This window comes from Mesorhizobium sp. LNHC252B00, assembly GCF_000502955.1.
Classification (GTDB): domain Bacteria; phylum Pseudomonadota; class Alphaproteobacteria; order Rhizobiales; family Rhizobiaceae; genus Mesorhizobium.
This window is the reverse complement of record NZ_AYWO01000014.1, coordinates 31,220-47,619: the sequence shown is the minus strand read 5'-3', so window position 1 is coordinate 47,619 and position 16,400 is coordinate 31,220. Positions and strand designations below refer to the sequence as shown.

Genomic DNA, 16,400 nt, shown 5'->3' with positions numbered 1-16,400 from the left:
CGCTCGGCCTGCAGGCGATTTAGCGCCTCGCGCAGCGGCGAGAAGCCCCTAATCCTTGAAACTCGCAGGTCCGACTAAGCGGTGCCGGAAGTGATTGCGGATGTGCTCGTTGAAATAACGGCCTTTGGCGAAGGCAGATTTGAACGCGGTAAAGATCTCAGGCGGTACGTCCGAGAACTCGTAGTGCTTCCCGCTGGCGACAAACCAAACCAAGAGTACCCTGTTGTTACGGTCATAGTCGAACTTGCGTATCGAGGTCGACGGCATTGAACGGCCAAGGGGAGATTCTCGCAAAGCAACGAACCAACGAGTGGCGGAGGGGTTGGTTGCGCACGAGAACTGACCAATCAGTCGTGGTGGTCGACGACGTCCGTCAGGAAACAGAGCGAAAATAGCCGCTGCAAATTTGCACGAGCACCGAACCGAGAGCCAAACAGTGGCAACATCGCAATCGGCTGGAGGCAAACGAGAGTGACTTTCCGTCCAGCATGCCATGCCCTGCTGTGGGGGCGGTATGATTGGGGCCGCAAGTGGACTGTCCGGTTATAGGACGTGCCCAGCCGATAGATGCCCTTCGGCAGGCGACCCCATCGATCTATCGACGACAGCCTTTGGGGAAAATCAGCCGTTCGGGCAGGCCCGTTAATGCTCAACGCCGCTGTTTCTCTACGGGTGGCCGGTTGGAATTCAAAGCTGAAGCCTGTCATCACGCGCCGCGCTTCCTGTCCGCTTGTGAAACATGCGCATCCTTTGTAGATCGAGAGCAGAGCGTAATGATCTGCTGACTCCAACTGCTGTTAATTAACAATACCGCCTCGCAATTTCCTCCTGAGGTGGGGAGCGGCCTGCTGCTGGACCACGCGGAGCCTTCGAGACGCCGATCAAGCGATGCGCAGACATTGCCAGGAGGAGAACCGTGCTGAGAAGCGATGATGGGGGAAAGGGTGTCGACCTATTTTACCGATCGGGAATACGGAGCACGTCCCGCAACCATTGACGTTATTGATGCGCGTCTGTGGGCTGGCCTTTACAGCTTGATCCAGACGAGGATCGGCGACGGCTCGTTTGGCCTGCGCTTTCCGGAACAGTGTCCCGACGGCAACGGTCCGTACGGATGTGATGCTCAGGCCTTCAGCCGGGTGCTGGGCGCCGAGGTGCCGTGGATTCTGTGGCCGCTCTCCGCAAACGAAGTGCCCGATACGCCGGTGATCCTCGATCTGCTCGAGTTTTGCGCCAGCGCCGTGGGCGAACCGATCAAGGGCAGTTATCACTCCTACTTCGGCCACCATCACTTGAGCTGGAACCGCGATGCTGGCCTCACGCGATTTGTGGCGGACGTGAATCTCCTGTTTCGTCGCAACGCGGTCGCTTATGAGCTAACACCGATCGGGCAGGCTCGCCGCCTCCTCCCCCAGCCGGTCGCCAATGCGCTCGGTTGGGCGATGTTTCAGACGGGCGATGCGGAAACCGACCGGCTGCTCGAAGCCGCTCGGCAACGGTTTCTCTCGCCAAAGCCCGAGGACCGGCAGGACGCGCTGGAGAAGCTGTGGGATGCTTTTGAACGGCTGAAGACGCTGGAACCCGGCGCCAATAAGCGCGCCCAGGCCGATGCGCTGCTGGACCGCGTCGCCACTCAGGACTCTGGGTTCCGGAACGCTCTTGGCCGGGAGGCTGCCGAGCTGACGACGATCGGGAACAGCTTCCGCATTCGTCATTCCGAGACGACGCAGGAGGTGCTGATCTCTCCGGATCATGTCGATTACCTGTTTACGCGGATGTTTGCATTCGTGCGCGTTATCCTGAAGGGGACGGGGCGTGACGGATGACCTCTACGGGCTTGTCTTCGGGCTTCTGCACGGGATGGGCCACACGCAATTGAGCGAAGAGCCGGAACGGATCGCCGGGCTGGTCGTGCCAGCTCCGGAGGGCTACTCGAAGCGGCAGCGTGTCGAAGCTGCGCTCGAGAAGCTCACGCAGGAAGAGTTGGCTCAGCTGGCGCTCAAATTCGCTGCGGCCCGCGATGACATCCCGCTCGATGAAGCGGGCCGCAAGGTGCTCGAGGCGGCCGAGCCGCCGTTGACGCAGATCACACGGCGAGACGTTGCGCGGATCCTCGGACGATCTCGCTGGCGAGCGCAGCACCGTTGAAGTGATCGAGGTCTACTTCCCGCTTTCCTCTCCATTTGAAGCCTTCTTCGGAAGCAAGGGCCCGAGCTTGCGCGACCAGATCATCCGGCACATGGATCAACATCCCGGCGACTGGTCGGTGGAAGGCCTTTTTGGAAAGATCGGGGCCTTCGATTGTTCAAGGGCCAGGTTCGGCGCTTTGCTCGAACAGGCTGTTCACCCCCTTTCCCGATCTGGCGATGAGCAGGCGAAGACGGTCGCTGCCCTGAACAAGGTCCTTTCGCGGGATGGATATGAGCTGGCCCAGGATGGCGAAATCTCCGGTCATCCGCTCTTCAGTTTTCGCTCTCTTGTGCGCGGGGTCGGTGGCAGGCCGAAGAACCTGATCTTTGCCTCGCGGGGACCAAAGCCGGAGATCGGCTTCGCCGATGCGATCAACAACGACATCGTCATACTGTCCGGCGAAGAGAGCTGCCTTGTTTACGACCGGCCGATCGGCGCGAGCGGACTTCTGTGGTCGGAGCTCGTCGCCTGGTGGGGCGAGGTTGCGCCGGGAGCAGATGCCGCAAAACTCGGGGCGCGCCTTCAGGAATCGCTGGCCTCGGACGCGGAACGCAAGCTTTTCGCGACCTACTTCAAGTCCTATCGCTCCGCCCTCGGCGAGGAGTTGCCCGCACTCCTGCCGCAAGTCTATCTTCACTATGACCCTGCAGTGGTGAAGACCCTGCGTCATCGACTGCCTCTGCCGCGTCAGCGCATGGACTTCCTTATGTTACTTCGCAACCGTCAACGCATCGTGATCGAGGTCGATGGCAAGCACCATTTCTCGGAAAACGACCTCCCATCATTGAATGTCTATGCCGACATGGTGTCGGCTGACCGTGAACTGCGCCTTGCAGGATATGAGGTCTACCGGTTCGGCGCGAATGAACTGGTCGGTAGCGGTGCCGAGGCGAGGATCACGGATTTCTTCGAGAAGCTTTTTCGGCTGCACCGCATTCGGCAATGAGGGTGTCGGGTCTCGGGCGAAAGGATGACTTCGCGCGGTTTCACATGGTCCGCGAGCGCGTCAGCGGCAGCGATGCCGCAGCTTGGATCGGCCCTCACGCGGCCATAGGTCGGCGCGACCTCCTCGCGAGGCCAGCGCTCGACGACCGCATCGCGTTCCTGCAAGGCGCAAGGCCAGCCAGGGCGACCTCGCTTGCGGCACAACGAACGCGTACTATAACGGCCGCTCGGGGGAAGATGACATGGACCTTTTGTTCGACGACGCGCAGCTGAAGCGGGTGTGGAATCAAGAAGCCATCCCGGTCATCTTGCGACGCATCGGTAAGGGCGAGAAATTACGGGTGCGGTTGCCCTACGGAGAAGGCAATCGCAAGTGGCTGCGCAATGAACGCCGGCATCGCCCGGAATGGATCGAGGAGCTGCGTTGCTGGGAGTTGCCGAAAGCCTGGCTAAATGATTTCGTCGATCGCGCGCTTGTACGCTACCGCAGCGTTTACATTATTCAGCCGTACCGCGAGCAGGAGAAATGTTCCCCTGCTTGCCTCAACGCAACTGGGCACGATTGCGAATGTTCCTGCATGGGCGAGAACCATGGTGCAGGCAATGACGGCAGCTGGTTTGAAGTATCCGAGACATTCGCAACGCGATGGGGTGGGCCTGAGCTGGCGTGTCGGCTTCTAACAGCCAAAAGTTGCGCGTCAGCAGGCGACCACGGGTAGGTCGGATTATGGGTAGTCAAGCGCGGTGAGCGGAGGCCTGCACTACAAGCAGCATCCCTGTTGACAATCAACCTTGATCCATCTGCTCTGGACCATGTTCCACGATGAACCTCGCGCGCTCCAACAACTCATCGAACGTGACAATTTCTGGGCGATTGGTGTGGCGCCGGTGAAGCTCGAATGAGCGAAACTTCGGGAGATTCGTCCCACGATCAGATTGAAATTCGGCCAGCGAACCGATGACGAGACAGGATCGCGGCTCGATGTTGATAGCGCTTCACCGGTCGGGTCGCCGTCCGCGGAGCTGGGCGTCAAAAGAGATCCCAGCTGCTCGACGGCACCATGAACCGTTGCCTGCATCTGTGCAACGCCACCGGTAAGCTCGGACGAAGGCTGCCACGTATCCGGGCGATAGCGCGAAGAAGCCAGAAGCGGCGTGTCGTGCCGCTTGATCTCCACAAAACACAGTGAACCGATAATGCCGCGGGTCTTCATTAATCCATCGACGCGTTTTCCAGCGCCATCAAGCGTGTTACCGCGCACAATCTGTTCCAGTTTCCTCTCGTTAAGCGAAGAAAGAAACTGGTACGACAGGCCGTACCCAAATATCCATGTGTTGGCCTCGAAGAAGCGTTGCCACACGTCTTCCGGTCGGCACCCGAGCCGTTGCCGTTCTGCGGAGAAGAATGCGTTGTCGTTAAGCAGTCGATCGAAGTGAGCGAGCTGCTTTCGGCGATATCCGAGTGCAACCAAATCTCTTGCCACTTCCTCGTTCTGGGCCAGTTCGAGGAAAACGTCGGAATTCTTCTCGAAGATGCGACGTGCTTGCGCCTGGTTAAGCACCAGGTCGCGCACCACATCATCCGATACGTGAACCTTTGACGCGTCGTCGAGCGGTATGGTCTCAAGGCCTGCGAGGAACCCGATCAGCGTGTTGATCTCCGGCCCGACCAGCGTGAAATGCTGCTTATCGTGCGGTCCTGTCCGACTAAGATGTTTCTGAATAGTCAGCGATGAGATCGATCGATCGTCCTCAAGGAACGTGGCCTTTAGCTCGTATCTTCCGGCCGGCGTTCGGCGGAGGACGACTTCGTCCTTTATCGTTCCAAATACGAGGCCGGCCTCTCCTTCTACGATGTGTGTAGCGATACGCAGATGCTGGCCGGGACCCATTCCAGGAATACGTTTACTAATTATCGTCTTGTCAGTACGGCGTTCCAAAAACCACTTACGCTCATCGTAGTCATAACTCATTCCCCGGCCCGCCAGCGACGTTTCGGGAATACTATCATAAATCGTTGGATCTCGCAGTCAGGATGCAATATCTGCGCACACCCTACACGCTGACCCCTGCAGTCCGGCCTATTGAATGGTGAAGCGCGGCGGCCGGATAGAGGATGGGCATACCCCGCCGATTTTCGGGGCGCACGAAAATTCTACCTTAACGTCTGACATGTGAGTGCGTAAGAGCCGCGTAGCTTGTTTGACATGGGAGGCGATTAGCGATGCCCATTTATTTCATCCTCGAGGAGAATAACGCCGATTGGCGGATGAAGATCGGTCGCGCGACGAACCTTAGAGGTCGTCGAGGTGCCTTACAGACCGGCAACTCGCGCCCGCTAAAGGTAGTGGGGTGGATCGAAGCGGAGAATGAGGCCGAAACGGAAAGGCGGCTCCACGAGAAATATGCAGCGCATAACATTGGCCGGCATGGAGGGAGTAGCGCCAGAGAGTGGTTCTACCTTCAACCCGCCGACATTCTCGAGGATCTGAAACGCGCGGGCATCGAGGGTTTCGTCGAAAAGAATGCAGATGCCTTTGAAGTCGTCGGTCACGATCGTGACGGCGTACCTGAATATCTCGGCGTCTGGGACTGGAGCAACCTCGAGCTTGAAGAGTGCTGCCCGTTTTGTGGCTGCTTGTGCGGCATGCACTTTCAGGACGCATCGCAGATGTTTCACTGTTTAAGCTGCGATGAACTCACCGATTTCTCACAGCCCGATTTTGACAACGAGGAAGACTATATGGCTTGGAAGGAGTACGAAGAGCGCTTGAAAGTAGGGCGTGCAAGTAAGGCGCGACGTAGCGGGTTAGCTTAGACGACGGCGGCTTTTGGGACCATTTGCACAGCGACTGAACGACCGACATCAGGCGCATTTGGGCCGCAAGCGGCCATCCGTTCTCATTGAGTGGTCTTGGGCAGCCGTGGTCTTCACTCGACCCCCTGCATGATGATAAATAACCCAAGAAGGATCTAGACCGAACCGGAAGAGACAAGGTGCAGGTGCGAGGCATTGAGAGAAATAGCAGGAACCGAACCAATCCACAGAAATATTTTGTTGGTATTTCTGTTGGTAGCAGATGCGACTAGCCTTCGTATAAGTCTCTGAAAGGAAAACGGGATTTTCTTCACTTGGATTCCGCCTCTGGGCACCATTTCCCCTCTACGCCCGCCCTGCTTCCAAACTCGTGAAATTGTCTGATGGGAGCGGGCTGCAGCTATGGGCACAGCCCACGGGCTCTCGCCTGTGGCGGCTCGCCTAAGACCTTTGTTCGAATTGAAGCAGCAAGGCGCGCGCTTCTTCGATCGCGGCCCGGCAATCGTCTAAGTCTATCAGTGAATTGATCCTGTCAAAGATCTGCAAGCGTCCTCACTCTCTCCAAGGCGAACGCCAATGATTGGCAGTCGAGGTTGGTTTGCGCCAGCACTTCCCTCACGTTCGGCGGCGACCAAGGCGCGCCAACTGGATGAGCACGAGTTCTTGGTACGCGATCAGGTGCGTTAACAAAGTGGATTGAACGAGCCGCTAGCGGGGCATGAAAGCAAGGTCGAATCACACGCCTCCTCCCCGAAAAGGACATCCAAGTTCGACCTATCCTGAATCAAAACGACGCAGCCGTCAGTCCAAAATCAACCATCGGGGAGAGATTTTTGGACCATGTGACCTATTCCATCGTACGCTTAACCGCCGTCGCGTCCTCTGCGAGCCGAGGAACAATTTGACCGCCAGGGCCGTGGGAACAAAAAGGCTTGGCACCTCGTCCTGCTTACGAAGCCGCACCCCATTCTTGTTGTTTACGCCGCAAGCAGTGTGAGCAGCTTTCAAAGACCCCTTCTCGCTAAAGCCGGTCGGACGGCACTAGGGTTGCCGATCAGACGCTCTCGGATTTGGTGCAAGTATGAAATCGAAAACAGGCTCAGGCTGGCCTGGCTTTGGCTTCCGTAGAACAAGAGGGGAAGCTACGGCCGCTTCGGCGTGTTCAGCGAGCGCGGCAAGTGTGGTCCCGAGTGCCGTCTCAAATGGGCCATTCGGGACCCTCGCGATCTGACGAAAAAGTGCTGCAGCCCTCCCCGCATGGCGCGCCACAGCGCCGCGTTTTCCCTCGCGGATTTTCACCCCGGCAGCGGCCAACAGGATCAGTCCCTTGAAGAACAAACGATGTTGAGCGCTTTGTTTGGCGGCGTGCCAAAGAGCCTCCCAAGCCTCATGGGCTTCCCAGTAGTAGCCGTGGTTGAAAAGGTCGATCCCCCACCGAAACACATCTGATTCCAGCTCTTCGCCAACGGCGACGGTCACCGGATCTGTTCGGTAACTGTGGCCCAATGGATCACGGACCGGATGCGGATATTTGCCGGGCAGATACGCATAGCTCGGGAAACTCTTATCGGGCAGCAAGCGAGGACGAGACATAGGTCCAGCAAGCATGAAAGCGCGTTGATTGGCAATTGATGCGGACGCGCGTTGACCGGAAAGCAACCGCTGGCGAAAGGACAAAAAAGGCGGTGGGGCCCCTGATTTTCGAGTGTGCGCTCTGACGTCTCTCATATGCAAAGATCCTGATCGCGACCGGCGGCAATCGCATCCGCAGAATCGCTCATCCATGGATCTCAAACGGGCTATTACTTTTCAACATTCAGAAAGGGCGTCGTTCTTGGGCAAAATCGGCGAGTGATAGGGGGGCCCTATGCAGGACTATTTTCGGACGACGGCGCTTAGCCCCGATCGCAACGCGGGCCAAATGCGCTTGACAAAATAGCGCCGGCCCGTTCAACCTGAGGCATTCACCAGGGGAGTCCCGGCAAGGGGCTGAGATACTGCTGGCTTTCGCGGCGCAGTGACCCGTTGAACCTGATCCAGTTCATACTGGCGTAGGGACGGTGCAAGCGCTTTGCGGGAGTTTACGCCCGAGGTCCTGTTTCGGCAGGTCGACAGAAGCGTCTTTTCATCCTTCCGGCACAGAACTGGGTCTCCAATGCATGAGCAAAGGAGCCTCAAGATGAATGCCCTTACCCCCGCCGTGTCGACGGGACCGCTGCCCGCCTCGCGGAAGATCCACAAGCCCGGCGCTCTCCACCCACAGATCAGGGTGCCGATGCGCGAAATCTCCGTCCATCCGACAGCCGGCGAGCCGCCCGTTACCGTCTACGATCCGTCGGGCCCCTATACCGATCCGGCTGTCGAAACCAGCATCGAAAAAGGCCTGGCCCGGCTTCGCCACGAATGGATCTTGGCCCGCGGCGATGTCGAGGGCTGTGACGGCCGCCATGTCCGGCCGGAGGACAACGGATTCGCGACGGGCGAACGCCTGACGCCGGAATTTCCCATCCGCCACCGACCGCTCAGGGCCAAAGCAGGCAAGGCGGTGACGCAGCTTGCCTATGCGCGCGCCGGCATCATTACGCCTGAGATGGAGTTCATCGCCATCCGCGAGAACCTCGGCCGCGACATCCTGCACGGCAAGCTTGAGCGCGACGGCGAGGCTTTCGGCGCGACACTGCCCGATTTCGTCACGCCCGAATTCGTGCGTGACGAGGTGGCGCGCGGACGGGCGATCATTCCCGCCAACATCAACCATCCCGAGAGCGAGCCAATGATCATCGGCCGCAATTTCCTGGTCAAGATCAACGCCAATATCGGCAACTCCGCCGTCACATCGTCGATGGCGGAAGAGGTCGAAAAGATGGTGTGGGCGATCCGCTGGGGCGCCGATACGGTGATGGACCTGTCGACCGGCCGCAACATCCACAACATCCGAGACTGGATCGTGCGCAACGCGCCGGTGCCGATCGGCACGGTGCCGCTCTACCAGGCGCTCGAAAAGGTCGGTGGCATTGCCGAGGATCTGACCTGGGAGGTCTACCGCGACACGCTGATCGAACAGGCCGAGCAAGGCGTCGACTATTTCACCATCCACGCCGGCGTGCGGCTGCATTACATCCCGCTGACCGTCGACCGGGTGACGGGTATCGTCTCGCGCGGCGGCTCGATCATGGCCAAATGGTGCCTGCACCATCACCGGGAAAGCTTCCTCTACGAGCATTTCGCCGAGATCTGCGACATCGCCAGAGCCTATGACGTCTCCTTCTCGCTCGGCGACGGCCTTCGTCCCGGCTCGATCGCCGATGCCAACGACGCGGCGCAGTTCGCCGAGCTGGAAACGCTTGGCGAGCTGACGCAGATCGCCTGGGCGAAGGATTGCCAGGTGATGATCGAGGGCCCTGGCCACGTGCCGATGCACAAGATCAAGCAGAACATGGACAAGCAGCTCGCCGTCTGCGGCGAGGCGCCGTTCTATACGCTCGGACCGCTGACGACCGACATCGCGCCGGGCTACGACCACATCACCTCAGGCATCGGCGCCGCGATGATCGGCTGGTTCGGCACCGCCATGCTCTGCTACGTCACGCCCAAGGAGCATCTCGGCCTTCCCGATCGCAACGACGTCAAGATCGGCGTGATCACCTACAAGATCGCCGCCCACGCCGCCGACCTGGCGAAGGGCCATCCGGCAGCGAAAATCAGGGATGACGCGCTTTCCCGCGCGCGCTTCGAGTTCCGCTGGGAGGACCAGTTCAATCTGTCGCTCGACCCGGAAACCGCGCGGTCCTTCCACGACCAGACCTTGCCCAAGGAAGCGCACAAGGTGGCGCATTTCTGCTCGATGTGCGGACCGAAATTCTGCTCCATGCGTATCTCTCACGACATCCGCGCCGAGGCACAGAAAGAGGGCATGGCGGCGATGGCGGCGAAGTACCGCGAGGGCGGCGATCTCTATCTGCCGGCGGACGAGACCGGCTCACCGCTCATACCTCAGCCACGTGAGCCATCATGAAGGTCTTGGTCAAAGGGGCCGGCGTTGCCGGCCTCACCGCCGCCTTCGAATTCGCCGCACGCGGCGCGGCGGTTACCGTTGCCGAGACAAGGCCTGCCCTTGGGGGCAACGCGTCGTGGTTCGCCGGTGGCATGCTGGCGCCGTGGTGCGAGCGTGAAAGCGCCGAGCAGCCGGTGCTGGATCTCGGACGTGACGCCGCCGACTGGTGGGACGCCGCAACGCCCGGCTTGGTAGCACGACGGGGAACGCTGGTCTTGGCCGCGCCGCGCGATGCGGGCGAGCTCGACCGGTTCGCCAGCCGCACGACGGGCTATCGGCGCGTCGAGGAAGATGAAATTGCCTTGCTGGAGCCCGACTTAGCCGGCCGCTTCCGCCGCGGATTGCTCTTCCCCGCTGAGGGCCATCTTGATCCGCGCCAGGCGATGGCAGCACTTCATGACAAGCTCGCGGCCACGGGTGTTGAATTCTACTTCGGCGCCGACGCCCAGCATGTTTTTGGTTTCGATCGTCAGATCGACTGTACGGGAATGGCGGCGCAAAATGACTGGCTGCGCGGCGTTCGCGGCGAAATGCTCACCCTGCGTACACCTGATATCTCGCTGTCGCGCCCCGTCAGGCTGCTGCATCCGCGCTTTCCACTCTATGCAGTGCCGCGCACCGACCACCGTTTCATGATTGGTGCGACGATGATTGAAAGCCAGTCCGGCGGACCGGTCACGGCGCGCTCCATGATGGAGCTGCTGGGTACCGCCTATGCTCTCCACCCGGCCTTTGGGGAGGCCGAGATCGTTGAAACCGGTGTCGGCGTCCGCCCAGCCTTTCCCGACAATTTGCCGCGCGTCGAAACGAAGGGTGAAATCATCGCGATAAACGGGCTCTATCGTCACGGTTTTCTCCTGGCTCCCGCCATGGCGCGCCGGGCTGCCAAGCTGGTTTTCAGTCACGACAGAACGAAGGAGCTTGCTCATGAAACTGACCGTCAACGGCGAAGCGCATGAGGTTGCCGCCACAACACTGGAGGCGCTGCTTGCCGCGCTCGACTATGAGGGCGATTGGCTCGCGACCGCCGTCAACAACGACCTCGTGCACAAAGCCAACAGGGCGGAATTCCAATTGAACGACGGCGACCGGATCGAAATCCTCTCGCCCATGCAGGGCGGCTAGGCCATGATCGAGCTTTATGGAGCCGAGCTTCCGTCGCGCCTGCTTCTTGGCACGGCTCAATATCCTTCGCCGGCCATGCTTGCCTATGCAGTCAGGGCATCGGGCACGGCGGTGGTGACCGTCTCGTTGCGCCGTGAAATGGCAGGCGGCAGGGCTGGCGAAAAATTCTGGTCGTTGATCCGCTCGCTGGGCGTCAGAATCCTGCCCAACACTGCTGGCTGCCACTCCGTCAAGGAAGCGGTCACGACCGCACAAATGGCGCGCGAAGTCTTCGGCACGACCTGGATCAAGCTTGAAGTGATCGGCAACCACGACACCCTGCAGCCGGATGTTTTCGGTCTGGTCGAAGCCGCCCGCATCCTGTGTGAGGACGGTTTTGCGGTATTCCCCTATACCACCGATGATCTTGTCGTCGCCGAGCGGCTGCTTGCGGCGGGCTGCAAGGCCTTGATGCCGTGGTGCGCGCCGATCGGTTCCGCCCTCGGACCGATCAACATCACGGCGCTGCGCTCGATGCGCGGCCATTTCCCAGGCGTTCCGCTGATTGTGGATGCGGGGCTCGGACGGCCATCGCACGCGGCAACCGTCATGGAGCTCGGCTTTGACGCCGTACTCCTGAACACTGCAGTCGCCAAGGCGGCCGATCCGGTCGGCATGGCGCGTGCGTTCGGCAAGGCGGTCGAGGCCGGTCGTGAAGCTTTCAGCTCCGGGATGCTCGAACCGCGCGACGTCGCCGTGCCGTCGACGCCGACAATTGGCAGGGGGGTTTTTTCATGAAGCTCGATCCGTTCTACCTGATCGTCGACAGCGCCGCCTGGATCGAACGGCTGGTGCCGCTTGGCGTCAAGCTGGTTCAGTTGCGCATCAAGGATAGGGACGAGGCCACGCTACGGACGGAAATCCGCCGCGCGAACGGCGTCTGCGCGGTCCATGGTTGCCAACTGATCGTCAACGACTATTGGCGGCTCGCCATTGAGGAAGGCTGCGACTTCGTCCATCTCGGCCAAGAGGATTTGGCTGCGGCCGACCTGCTGGCGATTAAGTACGCCGGATTGAAGCTCGGGCTTTCCACGCACGATCATCTAGAACTGGAAACGGCCATCGCTGCCGAGCCCGACTATATCGCGCTCGGCCCCATCCATCCCACGGTCCTGAAGCAGATGAAATGGGCGCCGCAAGGGCTCAAGCGGATCAGCGAGTGGAAGCATCGGGTGGTACCCATTCCCCTAGTCGCCATAGGCGGCCTCACCCCTGACCGGCTCGACGGTGTCTTCAAGGCTGGTGCGGACAGCGCGGCAGTGGTCACCGACATCACGTTGAATGCCGATTCCGAAGCGCGCACGCGAGAATGGATCGAAAAGACAAAGCCATGGCGCTGAGGCGAGAACCGCATGTGCTCGTGGTCGGCGGATCAGACTCCAGCGGTGGGGCTGGAATTGCACGCGATATCGAGACGATCTCTTCCATTGGCGTGCGCACCTGCCTTACCGTCACCGCGCTAACGGTGCAGACGCACGAAGCCGTGATGGAAATCCATCCTTCGCAGCCCGATCTTGTGGCCAATCAGATGCGCGCTGCGCTGCAGGCCAACAAAGTGGCGGCAATCAAGATCGGCATGCTGGCAACGGCTGAGGTCGTCGTTGCCGTCGCGGCTGTGCTACGCGAAAATCCACAGGTGCCGGCAGTACTCGACCCGGTGCTGGCCTCGACGTCAGGCCGGGCGCTGCTGGACGCAAGGGCCATCGCCGCCATGAAACGCGACCTGATGCCCCTTTGCCGCCTCGTCACACCCAATCTCATCGAGCTGGCGCATCTTGTTGGCTTAGAGCCAGCGGTGGATGAAGACGGCGCAGTGTGGCAAGGCCAGGAATTGCTGGTGGCCGGGATGCAGGCCCTGCTGATCAAGGGCGGCCATGCATCGGGACTTCGATCGACCGATATTCTGTTGCGCTTGGATCAAGAACCAATCCGCTTTGACATGCCGCGCCTTGCCGTATCGATGCGCGGGACGGGCTGCATGCTGGCCAGCGCGATTGCGGCACATCTGGCAAAGACCTCAATTGAAGGCAGCGTGCGCGAAGGCAAGCTGTTTGTCTTCGAGAAGCTGCAGAAGAATGCAGTCGGACGAAATTGACTTTGCCTCGGTCAATCCAATCGCGGCGGGCCAACAATCAAGATATCCAGCTCTGTCCGCGAACGATTAATGTCCGCCAGTACGGGAACGGCGCTTTCGTTAAGTGCAGCATTTGCGGTGATTGCAGAATATGAGCCTTGATGCGCTTGCAAGGCGCGCGGGTCTGTCGAAGGGCACCGTCGTGGCCATCGAACAGGTAAAGGCAAACCCAAGCGTTGGAGTCTTGTGCCGGCTGGCCTTCGCGTTCTCGCTCTCCGTCACCGATTTGCTGGGCCAAACTTCGGAAGAAAATCACAGACGAAACGATCGAACGGACCAAACCAGCAACGCTTTGGTAAACCCCGCAAGGGAGCGAGGCGAAACTGATGACAGCGACCTCCGGCCGAACCATGTTCGAGATGTGGTCCTGGACGATCGGTCGGCTCCGCAACGATTAGTCTTGCAAGCCGGGGAGGCCGCGTGCTCCTCACCGACCAGCCGCACTCCTATGCGGCGGCCGACGATCATGCCGTTCGTTTTCCATGGCTGTGCTCGAACGAAGCTCCGCCGCTCAGGCCTTGGTGGTGATGCACGTCGACCGAATACTAAGACGGTTCTCGACGGTTAGACTGGCCGACAGCAAAGTCAGATTGCACTGCCACATCCGGGCGCAGCGCACTATTGGTAACGTCCGTGGCGCTGCAGCACTTCGATCTGGTAACCGTCGGGGTCGGCGACGAAAAAGAACCGCGCAAGCAGCCCGCCTTCGTGGTTGAATTCAACAATTCTTCGCGGATTGAAACCTGCCGTCGCCAAGCGCTTGTGCTCTGCCTCGATATCGTCAACGCAAAGTGCCATGTGGCCATAACCATCGCCAAGCGCGTAGGGCTCTTCCCTGCCCTTGTTGATCGTCAGTTCAAGCTCGAAATCGGCTTCCGCATTGCGCAGATAAACCAGAGTGAACGTGTCAAAATCCAGCCGGTCCGCAACATCGAGTCCAAATGCGCTCTTGTAGAAACTGACCGACAGGTGCTCGTCCACGACCCGGATCATCGAATGAATTGCTTTCGCCAAAGGGAGCCTCCAGTCTGCCGCCAGATTTCGAACAACGTGGCCCATTGGCGCAAAAAGGGGTGGCAGCCGGTTACCACGTCGAGCAATTGGCTGAAGGATGGTCTGCGCAGCAGGTCCGATTGCAGCCACTGCAAATGCAGTGGAAAATGCGCTTCGGTTTGGTATCATCGGGCCGAATAGGCGCTGGAATGCTTTCGCCCAGCGGCATCAAAAGGGAGGTCTTCGCATGTGTCAGGTCTTTGCCGGGCAGGATCCGGAAGGCTATCGGCTAATCAATCGCTCAGTTCGAATAGGCGGCCATTCGACCAGCATCCAACTCGAAGCTACTTTTTGGACCCTGTTGGACGAGATCGCCCGTGGGCAAGGGATGACGGCGCCGAAATTCCTCTCAACGCTTTACGACGAAGCGCTGGAGATCAACGGCCAAATCCCGAACTTTGCCTCCATGCTGCGCACCACGTGCGCGCTCTATCTGCGCGACAGACAAGCACTCGACAGCAAACCCTCGGAATTCACGAACAAGGCAGCCTGACCCGCGGGCATTTTCTCAAAACGTCCCGCGTACCGGAAAAACCCGTGTAGCAGCCGCCTGCTACCAGCAAACCGAATTTTGGCGCTATGTGATAAGGAATGGCGAACTTGACAGAGGCGGTATAGAGTTCATCTCATAACAAGAAATAAGCCGCACCAACGGCGACGCAGGAGCGAATCTGGGAGGATTCATGGTTGAGATTTTCTCTAAGCGGGACGGCCCGCGGCGCGAGGACGTACAGGTCAAAAAACTGATCGAGCAGAACCGCTCGACCATCGTTCGCCTTGCCGACCAGATCAGCGGCGGTGGCTATTCGGCTTCGAGAAAGCCACGCCAGCAGCCGAAAGCTGAAGGCCTTATCATCCATGTCGGCGGCAGCACGACGCCCGTGGCTGAAGCCAAGCCGTCCATCCAGGTCACCATGAACGGCCGTGTAATCTCGAAGGATCAGAACTCGGGCCGCCAGCTTCATCACATCGGCGATGTCCGTAACCGAGGTGGCGACCAGATCTTCGTCCTGGCGACGAAGCAGAATGGCTTTTTCTCGCCGGTAGACGAATCCATCGCTGCGGCGCTCTCCGAATTAGACGGGGCCCATCTCGCCGCCACCTATACCGAGGAACAGCTTGCCGCCGACATCGGCGCGAAACTCGGCATCAACTGACCGTGCAGACGCCGGGCGTGCCTGTGTGCACGTCCAATCCGCGCCGGGTACGACGCGACAGCATACAGAAATGGCATGCCTCAAAGGTTCTGTGATGACTGAATGAAACGCCAGATAAGCCCCAATCAGATGAAGATCGATGCTCTTCCAGCACATGCGTCGGCGGCAGCCAGGCAAATGGTTCTGGGCAACATCGACTATGACGAGCGTGCCACCATGCGCGCCTGGGAAAATTTTCTGGCTGACGAGCCCAAAAGTGCCCGCGATCCTGTCCACCCAAGCCACGTCCGCTCCCTCATTCATGATTCGTGGTATCGCAGTGCCTCCGGCGGCATAAACGCTCAAGGTATTGAAGCGCCGCTGAGCAGTGATCGCGACGAGATCGAATATCTGACCCGCGCCAATGCCGAATTGCTCTCGGCGGCGCGCCGGTCATTTGCTTCCCTTGGCCAGTTGCTGGACGGGACAGGCGCGATGCTGGTTCTGGCCGACAGCGACGGTGTGCTGATCGACGCCATCGGCGACAAGAAGACGCTGCATGACGGCATGGATATCCACCTCGGCATCGGCGGTAAGTGGAACGAAGACGCAGTCGGAACCAACGGAATCGGCACCGCGCTGTGGACCGGGGAGCCAACTTTCGTTCATGCGGCCGAGCATTTCTGCGCCGGGATCAAATCCTGGACTTGCGCCGGCGCGCCGATCCGCGACCCACTGGATGGCAAGATCATCGGGGTCGTCGACTTGTCAGGCTATTCGCCTATCTTTCGGCCGCACAACACCGCGCTCGTTGCCGCCACGGCCCGGCAGATCGAAAAGGCATTGGCCGAACAGCAGCAGGAACAGCGCACGCGTCTGCTCGAAGCCTTCATCGCTTCGGCTCCA

The 16,400-nt window shown here is 59.7% G+C and carries 17 protein-coding genes, 1 pseudogene and 1 riboswitch; of the genes and pseudogenes, 13 read left to right on the top strand and 5 right to left on the bottom strand.

All coding sequences use genetic code 11. The annotated features are described in order from the left end of the window. Window positions 1–48: 48 nt before the first annotated feature. Complete coding sequence (locus X744_RS152110; RefSeq protein WP_023760339.1) at window positions 49–267, bottom strand: KTSC domain-containing protein; 219 nt, start codon at window positions 265–267, stop codon at window positions 49–51. 677 nt (window positions 268–944) lie between these two features. On the opposite strand from X744_RS152110, the gene X744_RS152115 reads away from it, so the two are divergent. From X744_RS152115 to X744_RS0137370, 4 genes are all read left to right on the top strand, one after another. Beyond that, complete coding sequence (locus X744_RS152115) at window positions 945–1,826, top strand: hypothetical protein (protein ID WP_031260579.1); 882 nt, start codon at window positions 945–947, stop codon at window positions 1,824–1,826. Beyond that, the gene (locus tag X744_RS1000000175285; RefSeq protein ID WP_023760337.1) at window positions 1,816–2,148 is read left to right on the top strand and encodes a hypothetical protein; all 333 of its coding nucleotides are present in this window, start codon (window positions 1,816–1,818) and stop codon (window positions 2,146–2,148) included. The genes X744_RS152115 and X744_RS1000000175285 overlap by 11 nt, the downstream gene beginning before the upstream one ends. 1 nt (window position 2,149) lies before the next feature. Then, complete coding sequence (locus X744_RS12795; protein ID WP_023760336.1) at window positions 2,150–3,136, top strand: hypothetical protein; 987 nt, start codon at window positions 2,150–2,152, stop codon at window positions 3,134–3,136. Between the two features lie 241 nt (window positions 3,137–3,377). Continuing rightward, on the top strand, window positions 3,378–3,854 hold the full coding sequence (locus X744_RS0137370; RefSeq protein ID WP_031260578.1) for a hypothetical protein: 477 nt from the start codon (window positions 3,378–3,380) through the stop codon (window positions 3,852–3,854). Between the two features lie 67 nt (window positions 3,855–3,921). Here X744_RS0137370 and X744_RS1000000176275 read toward each other — a convergent pair whose 3' ends face one another. After that, window positions 3,922–4,086 carry a hypothetical protein gene (locus X744_RS1000000176275; protein WP_348626167.1) on the bottom strand — a complete coding sequence of 55 codons (165 nt, stop codon included), beginning with the start codon at window positions 4,084–4,086 and terminating at the stop codon, window positions 3,922–3,924. Between the two features lie 107 nt (window positions 4,087–4,193). Further along, a pseudogene (locus X744_RS12800) lies at window positions 4,194–5,027 on the bottom strand (Shedu immune nuclease family protein); the annotation flags it as partial. A 332-nt stretch (window positions 5,028–5,359) separates the two neighbouring features. On the opposite strand from X744_RS12800, the gene X744_RS152120 reads away from it, so the two are divergent. Next, window positions 5,360–5,953 (top strand): GIY-YIG nuclease family protein, encoded by a 594-nt coding sequence (locus tag X744_RS152120; protein ID WP_023760333.1) that lies wholly within the window; start codon window positions 5,360–5,362, stop codon window positions 5,951–5,953. A gap of 1,041 nt (window positions 5,954–6,994) precedes the next feature. Here the strand turns inward: X744_RS152120 and X744_RS0137365 are convergent. Next, entirely contained in the window at window positions 6,995–7,681 is a 687-nt protein-coding gene (locus tag X744_RS0137365) for a DUF309 domain-containing protein (protein ID WP_245266715.1), read from the bottom strand. Between the two features lie 231 nt (window positions 7,682–7,912). Continuing rightward, window positions 7,913–8,029, top strand: a riboswitch (TPP riboswitch). A gap of 103 nt (window positions 8,030–8,132) precedes the next feature. Here X744_RS0137365 and thiC point away from each other — a divergent pair. The 6 genes from thiC to X744_RS152150 are packed head-to-tail and all read left to right on the top strand — an operon-like array spanning window position 8,133 to window position 13,266. After that, window positions 8,133–9,968: a phosphomethylpyrimidine synthase ThiC gene (gene thiC, locus X744_RS152125; RefSeq protein WP_032907654.1), complete on the top strand. Its 1,836-nt coding sequence runs from the start codon at window positions 8,133–8,135 to the stop codon at window positions 9,966–9,968. Beyond that, window positions 9,965–10,966, top strand: coding sequence for a glycine oxidase ThiO (thiO, locus tag X744_RS152130; RefSeq protein ID WP_023760329.1), 1,002 nt, complete (start codon window positions 9,965–9,967; stop codon window positions 10,964–10,966). Before thiC ends, thiO begins: the two co-directional genes overlap by 4 nt. After that, the gene (gene thiS / locus X744_RS152135) at window positions 10,935–11,132 is read left to right on the top strand and encodes a sulfur carrier protein ThiS (RefSeq protein WP_023760328.1); all 198 of its coding nucleotides are present in this window, start codon (window positions 10,935–10,937) and stop codon (window positions 11,130–11,132) included. Before thiO ends, thiS begins: the two co-directional genes overlap by 32 nt. A gap of 3 nt (window positions 11,133–11,135) precedes the next feature. Next, complete coding sequence (locus X744_RS152140) at window positions 11,136–11,909, top strand: thiazole synthase (protein WP_023760327.1); 774 nt, start codon at window positions 11,136–11,138, stop codon at window positions 11,907–11,909. Beyond that, complete coding sequence (locus X744_RS152145) at window positions 11,906–12,511, top strand: thiamine phosphate synthase (protein ID WP_023760326.1); 606 nt, start codon at window positions 11,906–11,908, stop codon at window positions 12,509–12,511. The genes X744_RS152140 and X744_RS152145 overlap by 4 nt, the downstream gene beginning before the upstream one ends. Next, the gene (locus tag X744_RS152150; protein ID WP_023760325.1) at window positions 12,502–13,266 is read left to right on the top strand and encodes a hydroxymethylpyrimidine/phosphomethylpyrimidine kinase; all 765 of its coding nucleotides are present in this window, start codon (window positions 12,502–12,504) and stop codon (window positions 13,264–13,266) included. Before X744_RS152145 ends, X744_RS152150 begins: the two co-directional genes overlap by 10 nt. Before the next feature lie 657 nt (window positions 13,267–13,923). Here X744_RS152150 and X744_RS152160 read toward each other — a convergent pair. Next, the gene (locus tag X744_RS152160) at window positions 13,924–14,319 is read right to left on the bottom strand and encodes a VOC family protein (protein ID WP_031260572.1); all 396 of its coding nucleotides are present in this window, start codon (window positions 14,317–14,319) and stop codon (window positions 13,924–13,926) included. Between the two features lie 226 nt (window positions 14,320–14,545). Here X744_RS152160 and X744_RS0137360 point away from each other — a divergent pair, with 226 nt between their 5' ends. Beyond that, window positions 14,546–14,851, top strand: a complete 306-nt coding sequence (locus tag X744_RS0137360; RefSeq protein WP_031260570.1) for a ribbon-helix-helix domain-containing protein — start codon at window positions 14,546–14,548, stop codon at window positions 14,849–14,851. Between the two features lie 190 nt (window positions 14,852–15,041). Then, on the top strand, window positions 15,042–15,515 hold the full coding sequence (locus X744_RS152165) for a hypothetical protein (protein WP_023760321.1): 474 nt from the start codon (window positions 15,042–15,044) through the stop codon (window positions 15,513–15,515). The last annotated feature ends 885 nt before the right edge of the window (window positions 15,516–16,400 follow it).

What these genes read in the sequence shown, in the direction of transcription:
- X744_RS152110 (WP_023760339.1), bottom strand. Translation starts at nt 267, where the DNA reads ATGCCGTCGACCTCGATACGCAAGTTCGACTATGACCGTAACAACAGG.
- X744_RS0137370 (WP_031260578.1), top strand. Translation starts at nt 3,378, where the DNA reads ATGGACCTTTTGTTCGACGACGCGCAGCTGAAGCGGGTGTGGAATCAA.
- X744_RS152120 (WP_023760333.1), top strand. Translation starts at nt 5,360, where the DNA reads ATGCCCATTTATTTCATCCTCGAGGAGAATAACGCCGATTGGCGGATG.
- X744_RS0137365 (WP_245266715.1), bottom strand. Translation starts at nt 7,681, where the DNA reads ATGAGAGACGTCAGAGCGCACACTCGAAAATCAGGGGCCCCACCGCCT.
- thiC (WP_032907654.1), top strand. Translation starts at nt 8,133, where the DNA reads ATGAATGCCCTTACCCCCGCCGTGTCGACGGGACCGCTGCCCGCCTCG.
- thiO (WP_023760329.1), top strand. Translation starts at nt 9,965, where the DNA reads ATGAAGGTCTTGGTCAAAGGGGCCGGCGTTGCCGGCCTCACCGCCGCC.
- thiS (WP_023760328.1), top strand. Translation starts at nt 10,935, where the DNA reads ATGAAACTGACCGTCAACGGCGAAGCGCATGAGGTTGCCGCCACAACA.
- X744_RS152140 (WP_023760327.1), top strand. Translation starts at nt 11,136, where the DNA reads ATGATCGAGCTTTATGGAGCCGAGCTTCCGTCGCGCCTGCTTCTTGGC.
- X744_RS152145 (WP_023760326.1), top strand. Translation starts at nt 11,906, where the DNA reads ATGAAGCTCGATCCGTTCTACCTGATCGTCGACAGCGCCGCCTGGATC.
- X744_RS152150 (WP_023760325.1), top strand. Translation starts at nt 12,502, where the DNA reads ATGGCGCTGAGGCGAGAACCGCATGTGCTCGTGGTCGGCGGATCAGAC.
- X744_RS0137360 (WP_031260570.1), top strand. Translation starts at nt 14,546, where the DNA reads ATGTGTCAGGTCTTTGCCGGGCAGGATCCGGAAGGCTATCGGCTAATC.
- X744_RS152165 (WP_023760321.1), top strand. Translation starts at nt 15,042, where the DNA reads ATGGTTGAGATTTTCTCTAAGCGGGACGGCCCGCGGCGCGAGGACGTA.